The organism is Variovorax sp. CCNWLW225, from assembly GCF_037204045.1.
In the GTDB taxonomy this organism is placed as follows: domain Bacteria; phylum Pseudomonadota; class Gammaproteobacteria; order Burkholderiales; family Burkholderiaceae_C; genus Variovorax.
The window spans coordinates 13,872-28,216 of the sequence record NZ_JBBCBV010000034.1; the positions used below are offsets into that span (position 1 = coordinate 13,872).

Consider the following 14,345-nt stretch of genomic DNA (forward strand, 5'->3'; position numbering starts at 1 on the left):
TTGAACGGATGGCCGCAACGATAGACCTCTCGCGCCCGGTGCGCCATGGCTTATGCGCGCCGCGAAGGCGGTTATGCAAGAGAGGTTTGACCCTGCGGGCGCCCGTGCCGGCCCGGCGAAAACAAAGGCGTTCCTTCCGCCGCGCTAGGCAACGGCGCTCAGCAGCGCGGCATTGCCCCCGGCCGCCGTGGTGTTGACCGTGACCGTCTGCTCGGCGCAAAAGCGATACAGGTAGTGCGGCCCGCCGGCCTTGGGCCCTGTGCCGCTCAGCCCTTCGCCGCCGAAAGGCTGCACACCGACCACCGCGCCGATGATGTTGCGGTTCACGTAGATGTTGCCTACATGCGCGCGCGAGGCCAGCGCCTGGGCGCGCGAATCGATGCGGGTCTGAATGCCGAGCGTGAGGCCGTAGCCCAGCGCGTTGATGCGATCGATCACCTCCGCGGGGTCGCTCAGCGCGCCATGGCCCCAGCGCGCAATCTGCAGCACCGGGCCGAAGATCTCGCTGGTCACGCTTTCGATGGAAGACACCTCGTAGGCCTGCGGCGCGATCAGGTTGCCTTCCGCATCCGTTGTAGAAGAAGCCGGCGCGAGAAGACGCTTGGCCTCCGAATCCAGCCGCTTCAGATGGCGCCGGATGTTGTCGGCCGCTTCGCTGTCGATCACCGGGCCCACATCGGTCGAGAGCAGCGCCGGGTCGCCGGCCACCAGTTCCCCGGCCGCGCCGCGAATCATTTCGATCACCGCGTCCGCAATGCCGTCGTGCAGCACCAGCAGCCGCAATGCCGAGCAGCGCTGCCCGGCCGAACGGAATGCACTCTGCACCACAGCATCGACCACCTGCTCGGGCAGCGCGCTCGAGTCGACCAGCATCGCGTTGATGCCGCCGGTCTCCGCAATCAGTGGCACGATGGGGCCGTCCTTGGCGGCCAGCGCGCGGTGAATGATGCGCGCCACCTGCGTCGAGCCGGTGAACACCACCCCTGCCACGCCCGGCGCGGCGACCAGCGCGGCACCCACCGTTTCACCCGGGCCGTGCAGCAGTTGCAGCGCATCGGCCGGCACGCCGGCAGCGTGCAGCAGCTTCACGGCATCGAGCGCGACGGCGGGCGTTTGCTCGGCCGGCTTGGCCAGCACCGTGTTGCCGGTGGCAAGCGCGGCCGCCACCTGGCCCATGAAGATTGCCAGCGGAAAATTCCACGGACTGATGCACACCCAGGGACCGCGCGCGGTGAGCCGCAGTTCGTTGCTCTCGCCCGTGGGGCCGGGGAGCGCCATGGGCTGCATGATGCGCTCGGCTTCGTCCGCGTAGTAGCGCAAGAAGTCGATGGCCTCGCGCACCTCGGCCACCGCATCGCCCCAGGTCTTGAACGCCTCTTTCACCAGCAGCGCGCAGAAGCGCGGCAGTTCGCGCTGCAGTGCATCGGCGGCTTGGCGCAGCATGGCGGCGCGAGCCTCGACCGGCGTCTTGCGCCAGTGGCGAAAGCTGGCTGCACTGCGGGCGACGGCTTTCGCCGCGCTGGTCGGGTCGAACTCTTCGACCCGGGGCACAGCGGTGGCATGCAGCGCCGCGAGCAGCGGCGCGCGCATCGACTCGACAGCAAGGTCCACGCCCTCGCTGTTGCGCCGCGCAGGCGGCGGGCCGAAGAGCGCGGGCGGCAGCGGCAAGGCGGGGTTCGTCGGTTCGAGCCAGAGCGGGGACATGAGCAGTTCGTCGATGTCCACGTCTTCGTCGCCCAGCTGGTTCACGAACGATGAATTGGCGCCGTTCTCGAGCAGGCGCCGCACAAGGTAGGCGAGCAGGTCCTTGTGCTGGCCCACGGGCGCATATACGCGCACCGGCGCGGGGGTGCTCTTCATCACTTCGCGGTAGACGCCCTCGCCCATGCCATGCAGGCGCTGCAGTTCGAAGGGTGCCTGCGCCGCCTCGGCCATTTGCAGGATGGCGGCGATGGTGCCCGCGTTGTGCGTGGCGAACTGCGGATAGATCGCGTCGGGCGCCGAAAGCAGCGCGCGCGCGCAGGCCAGGTAGCTGATGTCGCTGTGGTGCTTGTGCGTGAAGACCGGGTAGTGCGGCAGGCCGAGCTCCTGCGCACGCTTGATCTCGGCATCCCAGTAGGCACCCTTCACCAGGCGGCACATCAGCCGCAGGCCGTGTTTGCGCGCCACCGACGTGACATGCTCGATGAGTTCGAGCGCGCGCGTCTGGTAGGCCTGCAGCGCAAGCCCAAAGCCGCGCCACTGCGGCTGTTCAGCGGCCACGCGCGCGGCCAGCGCCTCGAACACATCGAGCGACAGCTCGAGCCTGTCGACCTCTTCGGCGTCGATGGTGAGGTTGAGGTTGGCAGCCGCTGCCAACTCGCACAGCTGCCACACGCGCGGCACCAGTTCGCGCATCACCCGCTCGTGCTGCGCATATTCGTAGCGCGAGTGCAGCGCGCTCAGTTTGATGGAAATGCCGTCGTTGTGCTCGGGCGCACGGGCCGCATCGGCACCGGCCGCAATGGCGCCGATGGCGTGCGTGTAGCTGTCGAGGTAGCGCAGCGCATCCGCATCGGTACGCGCGCCTTCGCCGAGCATGTCGTAGCTGAAGCGCAGTGCGTCCTGCTTGCGATGCGCCGAGCGGGCCTCGTCCATGGCCTCTGCAATGGTCTGGCCCAGCACGAACTGGCGCCCGAGCAGTTGCACCGCGCGCAGCGTGGCGGCCACCACCGTGCGCGCGCCGAGCTTGGCCATGAGGCCGGGCGGGTGGTCGCCTTCGGGCAAGAACTTCTTCGACATCGCGATGGCGGCGGAAGACAGGCGCGACAGTGTTGAATCGGCCGTGCCTTCGAAATCGGCGCGGCCCAGCTGATCGGCCGTGAGCGCAATGGCCGTGGCGGCATCGGGCACGCGAAGCAGTGCCTCGGCCAGGCGCATGAGCGCCAGGCCCTCGGCACTGGAGATCGGGTATTCGCGCAGCAGGCTTTCCATGGCCCAGAACGGCGGCGGGTGGCGGCGCACCGCCTCCACCCACGGCCTGGCGGCAGTGGCTGCCGCAGCCCAGTCGAGTGCGCCTTCGAGCGAGGCGAGCCTGTGAGATACGACATCCGCTTCTGGGCGGTAGGGGGTGGGCAGGTGCATGGCAGTTCCTTGGTTCTATCCCCTATGGTCTTTGGATATAGGCCGAATCTTTTGCCAAAAAACAAGGTGCAAACCGGATAATTCACCAATGCCCGACCTGGACCTGGACCGCATCGATCTCCGGCTACTGAAGATTCTTCAGGAAGACGGCCGCATCACCAACCTCAAGTTGGCCGAGGCGGTGGCGCTCTCGCCCACCGCGGTGCTGGCGCGGGTGCAGCGGCTCACGCGCGAGGGCTTCATCCAGGGTTACGAGGCGCGGCTCGATCCGCACAAGCTCGGGCGGGGCCTTACGGTGTTCGTGGAAATTCTGCTCGACCGCACCACCCCCAACGTGTTCGACCAGTTCAAGGCCGCCGTTCACGCGCGCGACGAAATCATGGAATGCCACATGGTTGCGGGCGGCTTCGACTACCTGCTCAAGACCCGCATGGCCGACATGGCGGCGTACCGCGACTTTGCCGGCACAGTGCTGTGGCAACTGCCCGGCGTGCGCGAAACGCGCACCTACGCGGTGATGGAAGAAGTGAAGAGCAGCGCGCGGCTGCCGCTCGCGCTGTAGCTCACCGATAGGCTCAGGCCGGTTTGCGAGGGCGCCCGCCGAAGATGGCCGTGCCGATGCGAACCATCGTGCTACCTGCGCTGACGGCCGCCTCCAGGTCGGCGCTCATGCCCAGCGAAAGCGTGTCGACTTCGATGCCCGCGGCCCGAATGGCGTCGTAAACGGCGCGGGCGCGCAGGCACAGTTCGCGCTGCGCGGCGAAATCCGGCGCCGGCTCGGGAATGGCCATGACCCCGCGCAGCTGCAAATGTGGCAAAGCCGCCACAGCGCGCGCAAGCGGCAAAGCCTCTTCCGGAGGCACGCCTGACTTGTTGGCGCCGCCATCCACATTGACCTGCAGGCACACCTGCAGCGGCGGCAAATGCGCCGGCCGCTGGGCCGAAAGGCGCTCGGCAATCTTGAGCCGGTCGATGCTGTGCACCCAGTCGAAATGCTCGGCCACGGGCCGCGTCTTGTTGCTTTGCAGAGGGCCGATGCAGTGCCACTCGAGCTCCGCGCGCAGATCCGAAAGCGCCTCGATCTTGTCCAGGCCTTCTTGCACATAGTTCTCGCCGAACGCCCGCTGGCCGGCCGCATGAGCCTCGCGCACGGCCTCCGGACCGAAGGTCTTGGACACCGCCAGCAGCCGGACTTCGGCCGGGTTGCGCCCCTCGGAGGCGCAGGCCCTTTCGATCCGGTTCTTTACTTGCTGGAGGTCGTCGCCAATCATCGTCATAATCGTCCAAAATCGTATCAAAACGTCACCGAACTCGAGCCGAGGATCCCCGTGGACATTACCCAACTGCTGGCATTCAGCGTCAAGAACAAAGCATCCGACCTGCATTTGTCGGCCGGCCTGCCGCCCATGATTCGCGTCCATGGCGACGTGCGGCGCATCAACGTCGATGCGCTCGACCACAAGGCGGTGCACGCCATGGTGTACGACATCATGAGCGACACCCACCGCAAGCACTACGAAGAGTTTCTGGAGGTCGACTTCTCGTTCGAGATCGACGGCCTGGCGCGCTTCCGCGTGAATGCGTTCAACCAGGCGCGCGGCGCGGCCGCGGTGTTCCGGACCATTCCTTCGAAGATCCTGACGCTGGAGCAGCTCAACGCGCCCAAGATTTTCGCGGAACTGGCGCTCAAGCCGCGCGGCCTGGTGCTGGTGACGGGCCCCACGGGCTCGGGCAAGTCGACCACGCTGGCCGCGATGGTCAACTACCTGAACGAAAACGAGTACGGCCACATCCTCACGGTGGAAGACCCGATCGAATTCGTGCACGAATCGAAGAAGTGCCTGATCAACCAGCGCGAAGTGGGGCCGATGACGCTGTCGTTCTCGAACGCGCTGCGCTCTGCCCTGCGCGAAGACCCGGACGCCATCTTGGTGGGCGAGCTGCGCGACCTGGAAACCATTCGCCTGGCCATGACCGCGGCCGAAACGGGCCACCTGGTGTTCGGCACGCTGCACACCTCGTCGGCCGCCAAGACCATCGACCGGATCATCGACGTGTTCCCGGGCGAGGAAAAGGAAATGATCCGCGCCATGCTGTCGGAGTCGCTGCAGGCCGTGATTTCGCAAACGCTGTGCAAGACCAAGGACGGCCAGGGCCGCGTGGCGGCGCACGAGATCATGCTGGGCACGCCGGCCATCCGCAATTTGATTCGCGAGGCCAAGGTGGCGCAGATGTATTCGGCCATCCAGACCGGCCAGGGCTCGGGCATGCAGACGCTGGACCAGAACCTGACCGACCTCGTGCGCCGCAATGCCATTTCGGCGGCGGAAGCACGCGGCAAGGCCAAGATCCCAGAAAATTTCCCTGGCTGATCCACAGCCCTTCGGAGTACCGACATCATGGAACGCGATCAAGCCAGCCAGTTCATCAACGACCTGCTCAAGCTCATGGTGAGCCGCAACGGCAGCGACTTGTTCATTACGGCGGACTTTCCGCCCGCCATCAAGGTCGATGGCAAGGTCACCAAGGTGTCGCAGCAGGCGCTGGGCGCGCAGCACACGCTGGCGCTCACGCGCTCGGTCATGAACGACCGGCAAACGGCTGAGTTCGAGCGCACCAAGGAGTGCAACTTTGCGATCTCGCCGACCGGCATTGGCCGTTTCCGCGTGAACGCGTTCGTGCAGCAGGGCAAGGTCGGCATGGTGCTGCGGACCATTCCGGCCAAGCTGCCGACCATCGATGGCCTGGGCATGCCTCAGGTGCTGAAGGACGTGTCGATGACCAAGCGCGGCCTCACCATCATGGTGGGCGCCACGGGCTCGGGCAAGTCGACCACGCTGGCGGCCATGATCGACTGGCGCAACGAAAACTCCTACGGCCACATCGTTACGGTGGAAGACCCGGTGGAATTTGTGCACCCGCACAAGAACTGCGTGGTAACGCAGCGCGAAGTGGGCATTGACACCGACAGCTGGGAAGCCGCGCTCAAGAACACGCTGCGCCAGGCGCCCGACGTCATCTTGATGGGCGAAATTCGCGACCGCGAAACCATGGAACACGCGGTGGCTTTTGCCGAAACCGGCCACCTTTGCATGGCCACGCTGCATGCCAACAGCGCCAACCAGGCGCTTGACCGCATCATCAACTTCTTTCCCGAAGAACGCCGCGCGCAGCTGCTGATGGACTTGTCGCTGAACCTGCGTTCGCTGATTTCGCAGCGCCTGATTCCCACCGAAGACGGACAGGGCCGCGTGGCCGCGGTGGAAGTGCTGCTGAACACGCCGCTCATCTCAGACCTGATCTTCAAGGGCGAAGTCGGCGAGATCAAGGAGATCATGAAGAAGAGCCGGAACCTCGGCATGCAGACCTTCGACCAGGCGCTGTTCGACCTGTTCGAAAGCCACTCGATCACCTTTGAAGACGCGATTCGCAACGCCGACTCGGCCAACGACCTGCGGCTGCAGATCAAGCTCAACAGCCAGCGCGCGCGCAGCACCGACCTGTCGGCCGGCACGGAGCATTTCGCGATCGTTTAGACGCCCCCGAAGCGCCTTCGGTGCGCTGGGTGAATCCGCTGCGAGACGAAGGCCGCTCATTGGCTTTAAGCTCTCGCCCATGAGCAGCATCAACACCCGAACCTACGAATCCACCCCCGCGCAGACGGTGGCCTTTCTGGGCCTTGGCGTCATGGGCGGGCCGATGGCCGGCCACCTGGCCAAGGCCGGACACAACGTCACGGTCTACAACCGCACACCGGCCAAGGCCGAGGCATGGGTGGCCGAGTTCGGCCCGCCGGGCCGCTACGCCGCCACGCCGCGCGATGCCGCCGCCGGCGCCGACATCGTGTTCAGCTGCGTGGGCAACGACGACGACCTGCGCTCCGTGGTGCTGGGCCCCAACGGCGCCTTCGCGAGCATGAAAAAAGGCGCCGTGTTCGTCGACCACACCACCGCTTCGGCCGACGTGGCGCGCGAACTCTCGAGCGCGGCGCAGGCGCTGGGCCTGCATTTCATCGACGCACCGGTTTCCGGCGGCCAGGCCGGCGCGCAGAACGGCGCGCTCACCGTGATGTGCGGCGGCGAGAAGGCAAGCTTCGAGCGCGTGAAGCCGGTGATCAACGCCTTTGCGCGCGCCGTTACCCTGCTGGGCGCCAGCGGTGCCGGCCAGCTCGCCAAAATGGTCAACCAGATCGCCATTGCCGGGCTGGTGCAGGGCCTCTCCGAAGCCATTGCCTTCGGCCAGCGCGCCGGCCTCGACATGAAGGCGGTGCTCGAAGTCATCGGCAAGGGCGCCGCGCAAAGCTGGCAAATGGACAACCGCGGCAAGACCATGATCGAAGGCAAGTTCGACTATGGCTTTGCGGTCGACTGGATGCGCAAGGACCTGGGCCTGGTGCTCGACGAGGCCAAGCGCAACGGCTCTCGCGTGCCGGTGACCGCGCTGGTCGACCAGTTCTATGCCGACGTGCAGCAGGCCGGCGGCAGCCGGTGGGACACGTCGAGCCTGATCATCCGGCTCAAATAAAAAAAGCCCGCGCAAGCGGGCTTTTTGCTTTGGGCCTGGCTGGCCTGGAGCTGGGGCTGTCGAGAGACAGATCAGCGCACGGGCGAGGTGGTCACGCTGCCCGGCTGGCCGGCCGGCGGCAGCGGCTCCATCGGCGGCAGCGGCACGCGCGATGAAGAAGAAGGCGCCGGAGCCACCGAGCTTGGCGCCGGCGCGGGAGCAGCGCCCGTGCCGCCGCGCTGGGCCTGGTTGGCCAGCTCGGCCTCGCTCACGATCTCGACCACGCGCACCACCTTTTGCACACCCGAGATGCCGCGCGCAATTTCGGTCGCGCGGTCGGTCTCGCGGCGGGTGGCAATGCCCATCAGGTAGACCACGCCGCGCTCGGTCACCACCTTGAACGAATTGGCGAAGATGTCCTTGGCATCGAGCAGCGAGGCCTTGATCTTGCCGCTGATGAACACGTCGTTCGAACGGTCCTGGAAGGTGCTGGGCTGGCCGATGGTGAGCTCGTTGACCACCGAGCGCACGTTGTCCACGCGCTGCACCACCTCTTCGACGCGGCGGCGGTCGGCCTCGTTGCCCACGGCGCCGGTCAGCAGCACCTGGCGGTTGTAGCTGGTCACGCTCACGTACATGTTGTCGTTGGCAATCTCGCGCACGCGGGCGGCCGCGCGCAGCTCGATGCCCTGGTCGTCCAGCTGGGCGCCGGAGCTGCGGCGGTCGGTCGCCACCATGCCCACGCCCATTGCGGCCGCGCCGCCCACCACAAGCGGCACGCAGCCGGAAAGCCCGGCAACCAGAACGGCTCCCGAGGCGAGTGCAATGGCGAGGCGTTGGAATGGTGTCGTCGTCATGTGGAAGCTTCCTGTTCTCCGAGTAGCTGGGCATCCACGCCGTCGCACAGGCAATGCAGTGCGAGCAGGTGGACTTCGTGGATGCGTGCCGCACGCTCGTGCGACACACCAATCTGAACGTCAGTTTCGCGCAGCGCACGCCCAATGGCGCCGCCGGTTCCGGTGCTGCCCGCGGCAGGCGAGGCCGGCTGGCCGATGCTGGCATTGCCGAGCAGGGCCACAACAGTCATGTCGCGCTCATGCGCGGCCAGCACGGCGGCAAGCACCGCAGCCGATTGCCCGCTGGCACTGATTGCAAGCAGCACATCGCCGGCCTGGCCGAGCGCGCGCACCTGGCGGGCAAAGCGGTCGGCGTCGATGGCGTTGGCGCTGTCGGCCAAGGGGTCGGTGCTGTCGCCGGGCAGCGCAATGGCGCCCAGCTCGGGCCGCTCGCGTTCGAAGCGGCCGACAAACTGCGCCGCGAACTGCGCCGCAAGCAGGCCCGACACGCCCGCACCGCAGGCCAGCACCTTGCCGCCGCTCGTCACGCACGCCAGGATGGCCTGCATGGCTTGCGATATGGGTTTGCTGAGGACTGGGCCGGCCTGGTATTTAAGGTCGGCGCTATCGATGAAATGTTGCTGAATCCGTTGCTCGAGCATGGGGCGGGATGATACCGGGGGGCAATGAAACAAGACGTTTGCGGTGTGGAGCCTTCGGCGCGCGCCGAGTTCCCGCGCCGCCGCCAAGACGCTAGCCGGCGTCGAACGCCCCCTTCAGCCAGGTGATGCGCTCTTCGACCAGCACCACGTCGAAGCGGCACGGCGGCAGCGTGCGCAGCCCGTTCAGGTAGTGCCGCGCCGCAAAAACGATGCGCCGCTGCTTCACGCCCGTGATGCTGCCGCCGGCACCGCCATGCGAGGCCGTGCTGCGCTGGCGCACCTCGACGAACACCAGCGTTCCGTCGCGCGGATCGCGCATGATCAGGTCGATCTCGCCGCCGCCGCGCCCTGGCGTTCGATAATTGCGGGCAACCAGCGCGAGGCCGGCGTTCTGAAGATGGTCGAGCGCGGCGTCTTCCGCCGCATCGCCCCGATGCTTCGTCGTGATGGTTTTCATGCTTGGCTCCCTGCCGGCTTTCTTTTTGTTTCTACGGAGAAACCCATTGGCTTCACTCGCACCCGCCACCTTCGGCGCCGCCCTGGCGGCCGCGCGCGATGCCTCGGGTGCGCAGCATTATCCGCAGGGCACGCTCTACGTCGTGGCCACGCCCATCGGCAACCTGGCCGACATCACCCTGCGGGCGCTGCATGTGCTGCAGCTCGTCGACGCCGTGGCCTGCGAGGACACGCGCCACACCCAAAGCCTGCTGCGCGCCTACGGCATCGACCGGCCTAATGCCCAGCTGCTGGCCGTGCACCAGCACAACGAGGCCGAGGCGGCCCAGGCCGTGGCCGCGCGGCTCGCCCAGGGTGAACGCATCGCCTACGTGAGCGACGCCGGCACCCCCGGCGTGAGCGACCCCGGCGCGCGGCTGGTAGCGGCCGTGCGCGCAGCCGGCCAGCGCGTGCTGCCGCTGCCGGGCGCCAGCAGCGTGACCACGCTCATCGGTGCGGCCGGGCTGGTGGCCGACGGCGGCGACGGCAACGCCAGCAGCGCCTTCGTGTTCGCGGGCTTTTTGCCGAGCAAGGCAGGCGAGCGCGACACCGCCGTGCAGGCGCTTGCGCAAGAGCCCCGCGCCGTGGTGCTGCTCGAGGCGCCGCACCGCATCGAAACCCTGGCCCGCGCGCTTGCGGTGCTGGGCGAGCGCCACGTCACCGTCGGGCGCGAGCTCACCAAGCAATTCGAAGAAATAGCGACCGTGCCCGCCAACGCCCTGCCCGACTGGTTTGCGGCCGGCCGCGACCGCACGCGCGGCGAGTTCGCGCTGGTGCTGCACCCCATGGCAGTGGCCGGCGACGGCGGCGCCGAGGGAGAGCGCGTGCTGCGGCTGTTGCTGGCCGAGCTGCCGGTGAAAACCGCCGTGCGCCTGGCGGCCGAGATCAGTGGCGCGCCGCGCAATGCGCTGTATGAAACCGCGCTGCGCATCCGCAACGACAGCGGCTCGGCGGACGACGACGCCGAATAACCTCAGCCATCCAGCTCCGCATAGCGCCTGAAGATCCCGTCTTCATTGAACGCGATGCGGCGCGGGCTCTGCAGGTAGTCGTGCACGCGCTGGCGGCGCTTGACGTTGTCGTGCAGCTTCTCGACCCTGGGCGTGTCCGCCAGCGCTCTTGCGGCGGCTTTCGGAAACGCATAGCGCAGGCCGTCCACCAGCTGGAACAGCGACAGGTCGGCGTAGGTGAGCACGTCGCCCACCAGGTGCGAAGACCCCGCGGGGTTGCGCTGCAGCACCCGTTCGAACCAGTTCAAGAACTTTGGAATGCGCTCTTCGCGGAAGGCGCGCGCCCGCTGCACGGCTGCGTCGCGCTGGTCTTCGTAGTAGGCGCCGGTGGAGATGGGGTGGTGCGTGTCGTGCGCCTCGGCCACCACGTCGGCAATGGTGAGCTGCAGCTGATGAGTCCACAGCCCGTCTGATTCGCCGACGCCCGCAAGCCCCAACCGTGGCCCGAGGTACAGCAGGATGGCCGCGGTCTGCCCGACGACGATGTCGCCGTCGATGAGGAACGGCGGTGCGAAGGCCGGGCGCACGATCTCCGGGTCGTCGAGCCGGCCGCCCAATGCAGACTCGCCGCCGCCCTTCGACTCGGGCAGCCGCGCCACGTCGACATAGTCTGCACCGGCCGCCTCGAGCGCGAGCCGCACGAATTCGCCTCGGCCCTGGATGGTGGGCCAGTAGTGAAGTTGGTAGGTCATGCGGCCATGGTGTCAGGGTCTGCGCGGCCCTGCAACCGCCCTGCTCTTAGCCCCCTAGAGGCCCTCGGCAAGCTCTGTGGCCCTGCGCTTTGCATCGGCTCTTGCGCCGGCGTCGACCTCTGGCCCCATCAGCGTTTTTTCGACGACCACGGAGCGCACCTCGCGCACGCCGATAAAGCGCAGCCAAGCTTCGATGTACGGCAGCTGAAAGTCGAGTTCATGCGCGGAGCCGTCTTTGCCCAGCGGATAGTCGAGCCCCCGCGCGCAGACCACCGTTGCCATGCGCGTCTGCAGCATGCCCGAGAGGCCCGATGCGTCGAAGCGGAACAGCACATCTTTGTGCGAGACCACGTCGATGAGGTGCTTGAGCTTGTAGGGAATGCCAAAGTTCCACAGCGGCACGGCAAGCACGATGTGGTCCGCCGCGTGAAAGGGCGCGGCAATGCGCCGCACTTCGTCCCACGCCGTTTGCTGGGCTGCGGTGAGCGGCACGCCGTTGATGCCGGCGTACTTGGCGTCGAGCATGTCTTGCGACAGCTCGGGCAAATCCATCGTCCAGGGGTTCAGCGTGGTCAGGCGGCATTGCGGGTGCATGCGCCGCACCTCGTCGATGAACGCGCCCGCCACCTCGGTGCTGGCGGAGCGCGTTTTTCTTGGCGAAGTTTCGATGTACAGCAGCTCTTTCATGGCGTGTGTGAGGTGAGTGGTTGCGGTCAGCCGAGGCTAGGCACGCCGCACAAAGCACACAAGCAACATAATTTGCAGCTATTCAGAACAAACCACACTGAAAGAAAAGCCATGCTCGACTCTCAACTGCTGCGCGCCTTTGTCTCTGTTGCAGACCACGCCAGCGTGACGCGCGCGGCCGATGCCATGCACCTGACCCAATCGGCCGTAAGCGCGCAGATCAAGCGGTTGGAAGAGCAGCTGGGTTGCCGCGTGTTCGACCGCACCACGCGATCGTTGCAGCTCACCGCGCAAGGCAGCGTGCTGCTGAGTTATGCCAGGAGCATTCTCAGCCTGCAGCAACAGGCCGTCTCCAGAGTTGCGGCGCCGCGGCATGCGCCGACCACGCTGCGCCTTGGGTGCTCCGAAGGGTTCCCGAGCGAATGGCTGTTTGCCGCGCTCGCGAGCTTTCGCAGCCGCAGGCCGAGCGTGCATGTGGAAGTGACCTGCGGCATCAGCACCATGCTTGCCAGGCAGGTGCGCGACCGCTCGCTGGACCTGATGGTCGGCACCGTCTGCGATGCCGGGAGCGACACCGAAACCCTGTGGATGGAGCCGCTGGTCTGGGCCTTTTCAGAAAAGTCGCTGCTCGACCCCGAGGGGCCGATTCCGCTCGCCTTTCTTTCGGAGCCCTGCCCGTTTCGCGAAGCCGCGCTGGCATCGCTGGCGGGCCATGGCGCGACCAACTGGCAGATCGTGCTGACTGCGCAGGGGTCGAGCGCGTTGACGGCAGCGGCCGTTACCGGGCTGGCGATCACCGTGCTGACGCCGTCGGGCATGTCGCCGGGGCTGAAGGTCATTCCGGCGGGGAGCTTTTTGCCGGCGCTGCCGCCGGCGCGCTTCGTGATCCAGCGCGCCGGAAGCGGCACGGCGCCCGAGGCGCTGTCGGCCCTGGGCGATGAGGTTCGAGAGGCCTGCTTTCGATGGAGGGGGTCGCATGCGAGAGTGACAGGGGGATAGCACGGGGCAAGTCACCAACTCGGGTTTCGATCATCCTGCGCACGAAGCCGCTCACCGCGGTCAACGCCTGCGTGGTGGATGCTGGCCAACTCGCAGCGCCGCCACAGACCCACGCCCTCCAACGCATTGGTGATGTCGATCTTCGCCAGCCCGAAGAACCCCAGGACCACCCCTTGCGCGAAAGCGGAGATCAGCGGCTCCGCGTGCTCGGTACTCCTCAAGCTGCCGCGGATCAGTTTTCCGCCAAGCTCAATGAGCGTCAGTGTGTTGGTAGATGCGGTCGCGGTGCTTCCCTTCGGCAAGCGCAAACACCAAAGCCTGGAGCCGAGCGTCCACACCGTGTGACGCGGAACCTCGTCGAGCCGAGCCCCTTCGATCGCGACCTGCCTTGCGCGGATTGCATCGAAGTCGCGATGGTCTCGGCCGTAGAAGAATTCAGCGAATTCATCGGCTTTCTTCTCCACCGCGCGTTCGCCACGTGTCATGTTCTCCGCCGCCCTGAGACCGGAGACATGCTGGACGAGAAAACCAAGTTCATCGCCCGACATCCTGCGACCCGACGCCATGCAGCGGTCATACCAGTCTGCCAACTGCGCCAAGGTCTTGCATTCCACGCAGGCCCTGTCGAACGGTGTAGCTGGAGAGAAGCAAGGGAGCCGCTTGAGCCAGCCTTCAGGCCGCTTCATGGCAACGGCCTTCCGATCCCCTCCCCTGATCCATTGACTCCGCCGCTTGCACCGCAGGCTGCCAGCACAAAGGCTGCGCCCACGAGAAACATCCCGTTTTTCATCTCGATCCAATCCCTGTCTGATTTTTTACATCGCTCGGTCTTCGCCGTTGCGTGCTGGATCGTATCTTGAAAAGTCGTGTTACGACTATTCCGTATCGGACTAGACCATGAACGCATGTCCGTTTCTCTTTATCACGCCGAATACGAGGCGCTGCGCAACCTGATGCACGACGTTCGGGTGAAGGCCGGCCTAACGCAGGTGCAGATGGCCGAAGCCTTGGGCGTGGGCCAGTCCTATGTCTCCAAGCTTGAACGTGGCGAGAACTTCGTCGACGTACTGCTGTTTGCGAGGTGGTGCTTGGCCTGCGGGGTCAAGCCGGGCAAGACGTTGGACAAGTTAGTAGAGACGTAGATTTAGCAGGCTAGGACGCCGAGGGATGCGGCAGTTGTCTAAAAAAGGTAAGCAAACCCATGAGTCGGGCTATGAGATACGGGTTCCAAGGCAGGGTCAACCTGCTCGATAGCCGGAGTCTGTTGAATTCCACCGATCTCTGACCCGAGATTTCCATCGAATACTGACCCACCCGCTTTGTGAGCCCGAGGGCTTC

General features: G+C 66.2%; 15 protein-coding genes. 7 read left to right on the top strand and 8 right to left on the bottom strand.

The window, feature by feature from the left end; genetic code table 11:
- Positions 1–144: 144 nt before the first annotated feature.
- Positions 145–3,123: an L-glutamate gamma-semialdehyde dehydrogenase gene (locus V9L20_RS26815; RefSeq protein ID WP_337298858.1), complete on the bottom strand. Its 2,979-nt coding sequence runs from the start codon at positions 3,121–3,123 to the stop codon at positions 145–147.
- Positions 3,124–3,211: 88 nt separating this feature from the next.
- On the opposite strand from V9L20_RS26815, the gene V9L20_RS26820 reads away from it, so the two are divergent.
- A complete protein-coding gene (locus tag V9L20_RS26820; RefSeq protein WP_258502584.1) occupies positions 3,212–3,685 on the top strand; it encodes an Lrp/AsnC ligand binding domain-containing protein in 474 nt (157 codons plus the stop codon).
- 13 nt (positions 3,686–3,698) lie between these two features.
- Here the strand turns inward: V9L20_RS26820 and V9L20_RS26825 are convergent, their stop codons facing one another.
- Positions 3,699–4,400: a YggS family pyridoxal phosphate-dependent enzyme gene (locus tag V9L20_RS26825; RefSeq protein WP_337298859.1), complete on the bottom strand. Its 702-nt coding sequence runs from the start codon at positions 4,398–4,400 to the stop codon at positions 3,699–3,701.
- A 51-nt stretch (positions 4,401–4,451) separates the two neighbouring features.
- Between V9L20_RS26825 and V9L20_RS26830 the strand changes: the two genes are divergently transcribed.
- From V9L20_RS26830 to V9L20_RS26840, 3 genes are all read left to right on the top strand, one after another.
- Positions 4,452–5,495 (top strand): type IV pilus twitching motility protein PilT, encoded by a 1,044-nt coding sequence (locus V9L20_RS26830; RefSeq protein WP_258502587.1) that lies wholly within the window; start codon positions 4,452–4,454, stop codon positions 5,493–5,495.
- A gap of 27 nt (positions 5,496–5,522) precedes the next feature.
- Positions 5,523–6,659, top strand: a complete 1,137-nt coding sequence (locus tag V9L20_RS26835) for a PilT/PilU family type 4a pilus ATPase (protein WP_157616144.1) — start codon at positions 5,523–5,525, stop codon at positions 6,657–6,659.
- Positions 6,660–6,738: 79 nt separating this feature from the next.
- The gene (locus V9L20_RS26840; protein ID WP_337298860.1) at positions 6,739–7,647 is read left to right on the top strand and encodes an NAD(P)-dependent oxidoreductase; all 909 of its coding nucleotides are present in this window, start codon (positions 6,739–6,741) and stop codon (positions 7,645–7,647) included.
- A 71-nt stretch (positions 7,648–7,718) separates the two neighbouring features.
- Here the strand turns inward: V9L20_RS26840 and V9L20_RS26845 are convergent, their stop codons facing one another.
- The 3 genes from V9L20_RS26845 to V9L20_RS26855 form a co-directional block, all read right to left on the bottom strand.
- Complete coding sequence (locus V9L20_RS26845) at positions 7,719–8,483, bottom strand: BON domain-containing protein (protein ID WP_337298861.1); 765 nt, start codon at positions 8,481–8,483, stop codon at positions 7,719–7,721.
- On the bottom strand, positions 8,480–9,124 hold the full coding sequence (locus V9L20_RS26850; RefSeq protein ID WP_337298862.1) for an SIS domain-containing protein: 645 nt from the start codon (positions 9,122–9,124) through the stop codon (positions 8,480–8,482). The genes V9L20_RS26845 and V9L20_RS26850 overlap by 4 nt, the downstream gene beginning before the upstream one ends.
- Before the next feature lie 91 nt (positions 9,125–9,215).
- Positions 9,216–9,581: a YraN family protein gene (locus V9L20_RS26855; RefSeq protein WP_258502590.1), complete on the bottom strand. Its 366-nt coding sequence runs from the start codon at positions 9,579–9,581 to the stop codon at positions 9,216–9,218.
- Positions 9,582–9,627: 46 nt separating this feature from the next.
- On the opposite strand from V9L20_RS26855, the gene rsmI reads away from it, so the two are divergent.
- Entirely contained in the window at positions 9,628–10,590 is a 963-nt protein-coding gene (gene rsmI / locus V9L20_RS26860) for a 16S rRNA (cytidine(1402)-2'-O)-methyltransferase (RefSeq protein WP_337298863.1), read from the top strand.
- 2 nt (positions 10,591–10,592) lie between these two features.
- On the opposite strand, the gene V9L20_RS26865 is transcribed toward rsmI, so the two are convergent.
- Positions 10,593–11,321, bottom strand: coding sequence for a glutathione S-transferase (locus V9L20_RS26865; RefSeq protein ID WP_337298864.1), 729 nt, complete (start codon positions 11,319–11,321; stop codon positions 10,593–10,595).
- A 54-nt stretch (positions 11,322–11,375) separates the two neighbouring features.
- Positions 11,376–12,008, bottom strand: coding sequence for an FMN-dependent NADH-azoreductase (locus V9L20_RS26870; protein ID WP_337298865.1), 633 nt, complete (start codon positions 12,006–12,008; stop codon positions 11,376–11,378).
- Between the two features lie 111 nt (positions 12,009–12,119).
- On the opposite strand from V9L20_RS26870, the gene V9L20_RS26875 reads away from it, so the two are divergent.
- Positions 12,120–13,007, top strand: a complete 888-nt coding sequence (locus V9L20_RS26875; protein ID WP_337298866.1) for a LysR family transcriptional regulator — start codon at positions 12,120–12,122, stop codon at positions 13,005–13,007.
- A gap of 11 nt (positions 13,008–13,018) precedes the next feature.
- On the opposite strand, the gene V9L20_RS26880 is transcribed toward V9L20_RS26875, so the two are convergent.
- The gene (locus V9L20_RS26880) at positions 13,019–13,693 is read right to left on the bottom strand and encodes a hypothetical protein (protein WP_337298867.1); all 675 of its coding nucleotides are present in this window, start codon (positions 13,691–13,693) and stop codon (positions 13,019–13,021) included.
- A 219-nt stretch (positions 13,694–13,912) separates the two neighbouring features.
- Here V9L20_RS26880 and V9L20_RS26885 point away from each other — a divergent pair, with 219 nt between their 5' ends.
- A complete protein-coding gene (locus V9L20_RS26885) occupies positions 13,913–14,149 on the top strand; it encodes a helix-turn-helix domain-containing protein (protein ID WP_337298868.1) in 237 nt (78 codons plus the stop codon).
- Positions 14,150–14,345 lie beyond the last annotated feature (196 nt).

What these genes read in the sequence shown, in the direction of transcription:
- V9L20_RS26815 (WP_337298858.1), bottom strand. Translation starts at nt 3,123, where the DNA reads ATGCACCTGCCCACCCCCTACCGCCCAGAAGCGGATGTCGTATCTCAC.
- V9L20_RS26820 (WP_258502584.1), top strand. Translation starts at nt 3,212, where the DNA reads ATGCCCGACCTGGACCTGGACCGCATCGATCTCCGGCTACTGAAGATT.
- V9L20_RS26825 (WP_337298859.1), bottom strand. Translation starts at nt 4,400, where the DNA reads ATGACGATGATTGGCGACGACCTCCAGCAAGTAAAGAACCGGATCGAA.
- V9L20_RS26835 (WP_157616144.1), top strand. Translation starts at nt 5,523, where the DNA reads ATGGAACGCGATCAAGCCAGCCAGTTCATCAACGACCTGCTCAAGCTC.
- V9L20_RS26840 (WP_337298860.1), top strand. Translation starts at nt 6,739, where the DNA reads ATGAGCAGCATCAACACCCGAACCTACGAATCCACCCCCGCGCAGACG.
- V9L20_RS26845 (WP_337298861.1), bottom strand. Translation starts at nt 8,483, where the DNA reads ATGACGACGACACCATTCCAACGCCTCGCCATTGCACTCGCCTCGGGA.
- V9L20_RS26850 (WP_337298862.1), bottom strand. Translation starts at nt 9,124, where the DNA reads ATGCTCGAGCAACGGATTCAGCAACATTTCATCGATAGCGCCGACCTT.
- V9L20_RS26855 (WP_258502590.1), bottom strand. Translation starts at nt 9,581, where the DNA reads ATGAAAACCATCACGACGAAGCATCGGGGCGATGCGGCGGAAGACGCC.
- V9L20_RS26865 (WP_337298864.1), bottom strand. Translation starts at nt 11,321, where the DNA reads ATGACCTACCAACTTCACTACTGGCCCACCATCCAGGGCCGAGGCGAA.
- V9L20_RS26870 (WP_337298865.1), bottom strand. Translation starts at nt 12,008, where the DNA reads ATGAAAGAGCTGCTGTACATCGAAACTTCGCCAAGAAAAACGCGCTCC.
- V9L20_RS26875 (WP_337298866.1), top strand. Translation starts at nt 12,120, where the DNA reads ATGCTCGACTCTCAACTGCTGCGCGCCTTTGTCTCTGTTGCAGACCAC.
- V9L20_RS26880 (WP_337298867.1), bottom strand. Translation starts at nt 13,693, where the DNA reads ATGAAGCGGCCTGAAGGCTGGCTCAAGCGGCTCCCTTGCTTCTCTCCA.
- V9L20_RS26885 (WP_337298868.1), top strand. Translation starts at nt 13,913, where the DNA reads ATGTCCGTTTCTCTTTATCACGCCGAATACGAGGCGCTGCGCAACCTG.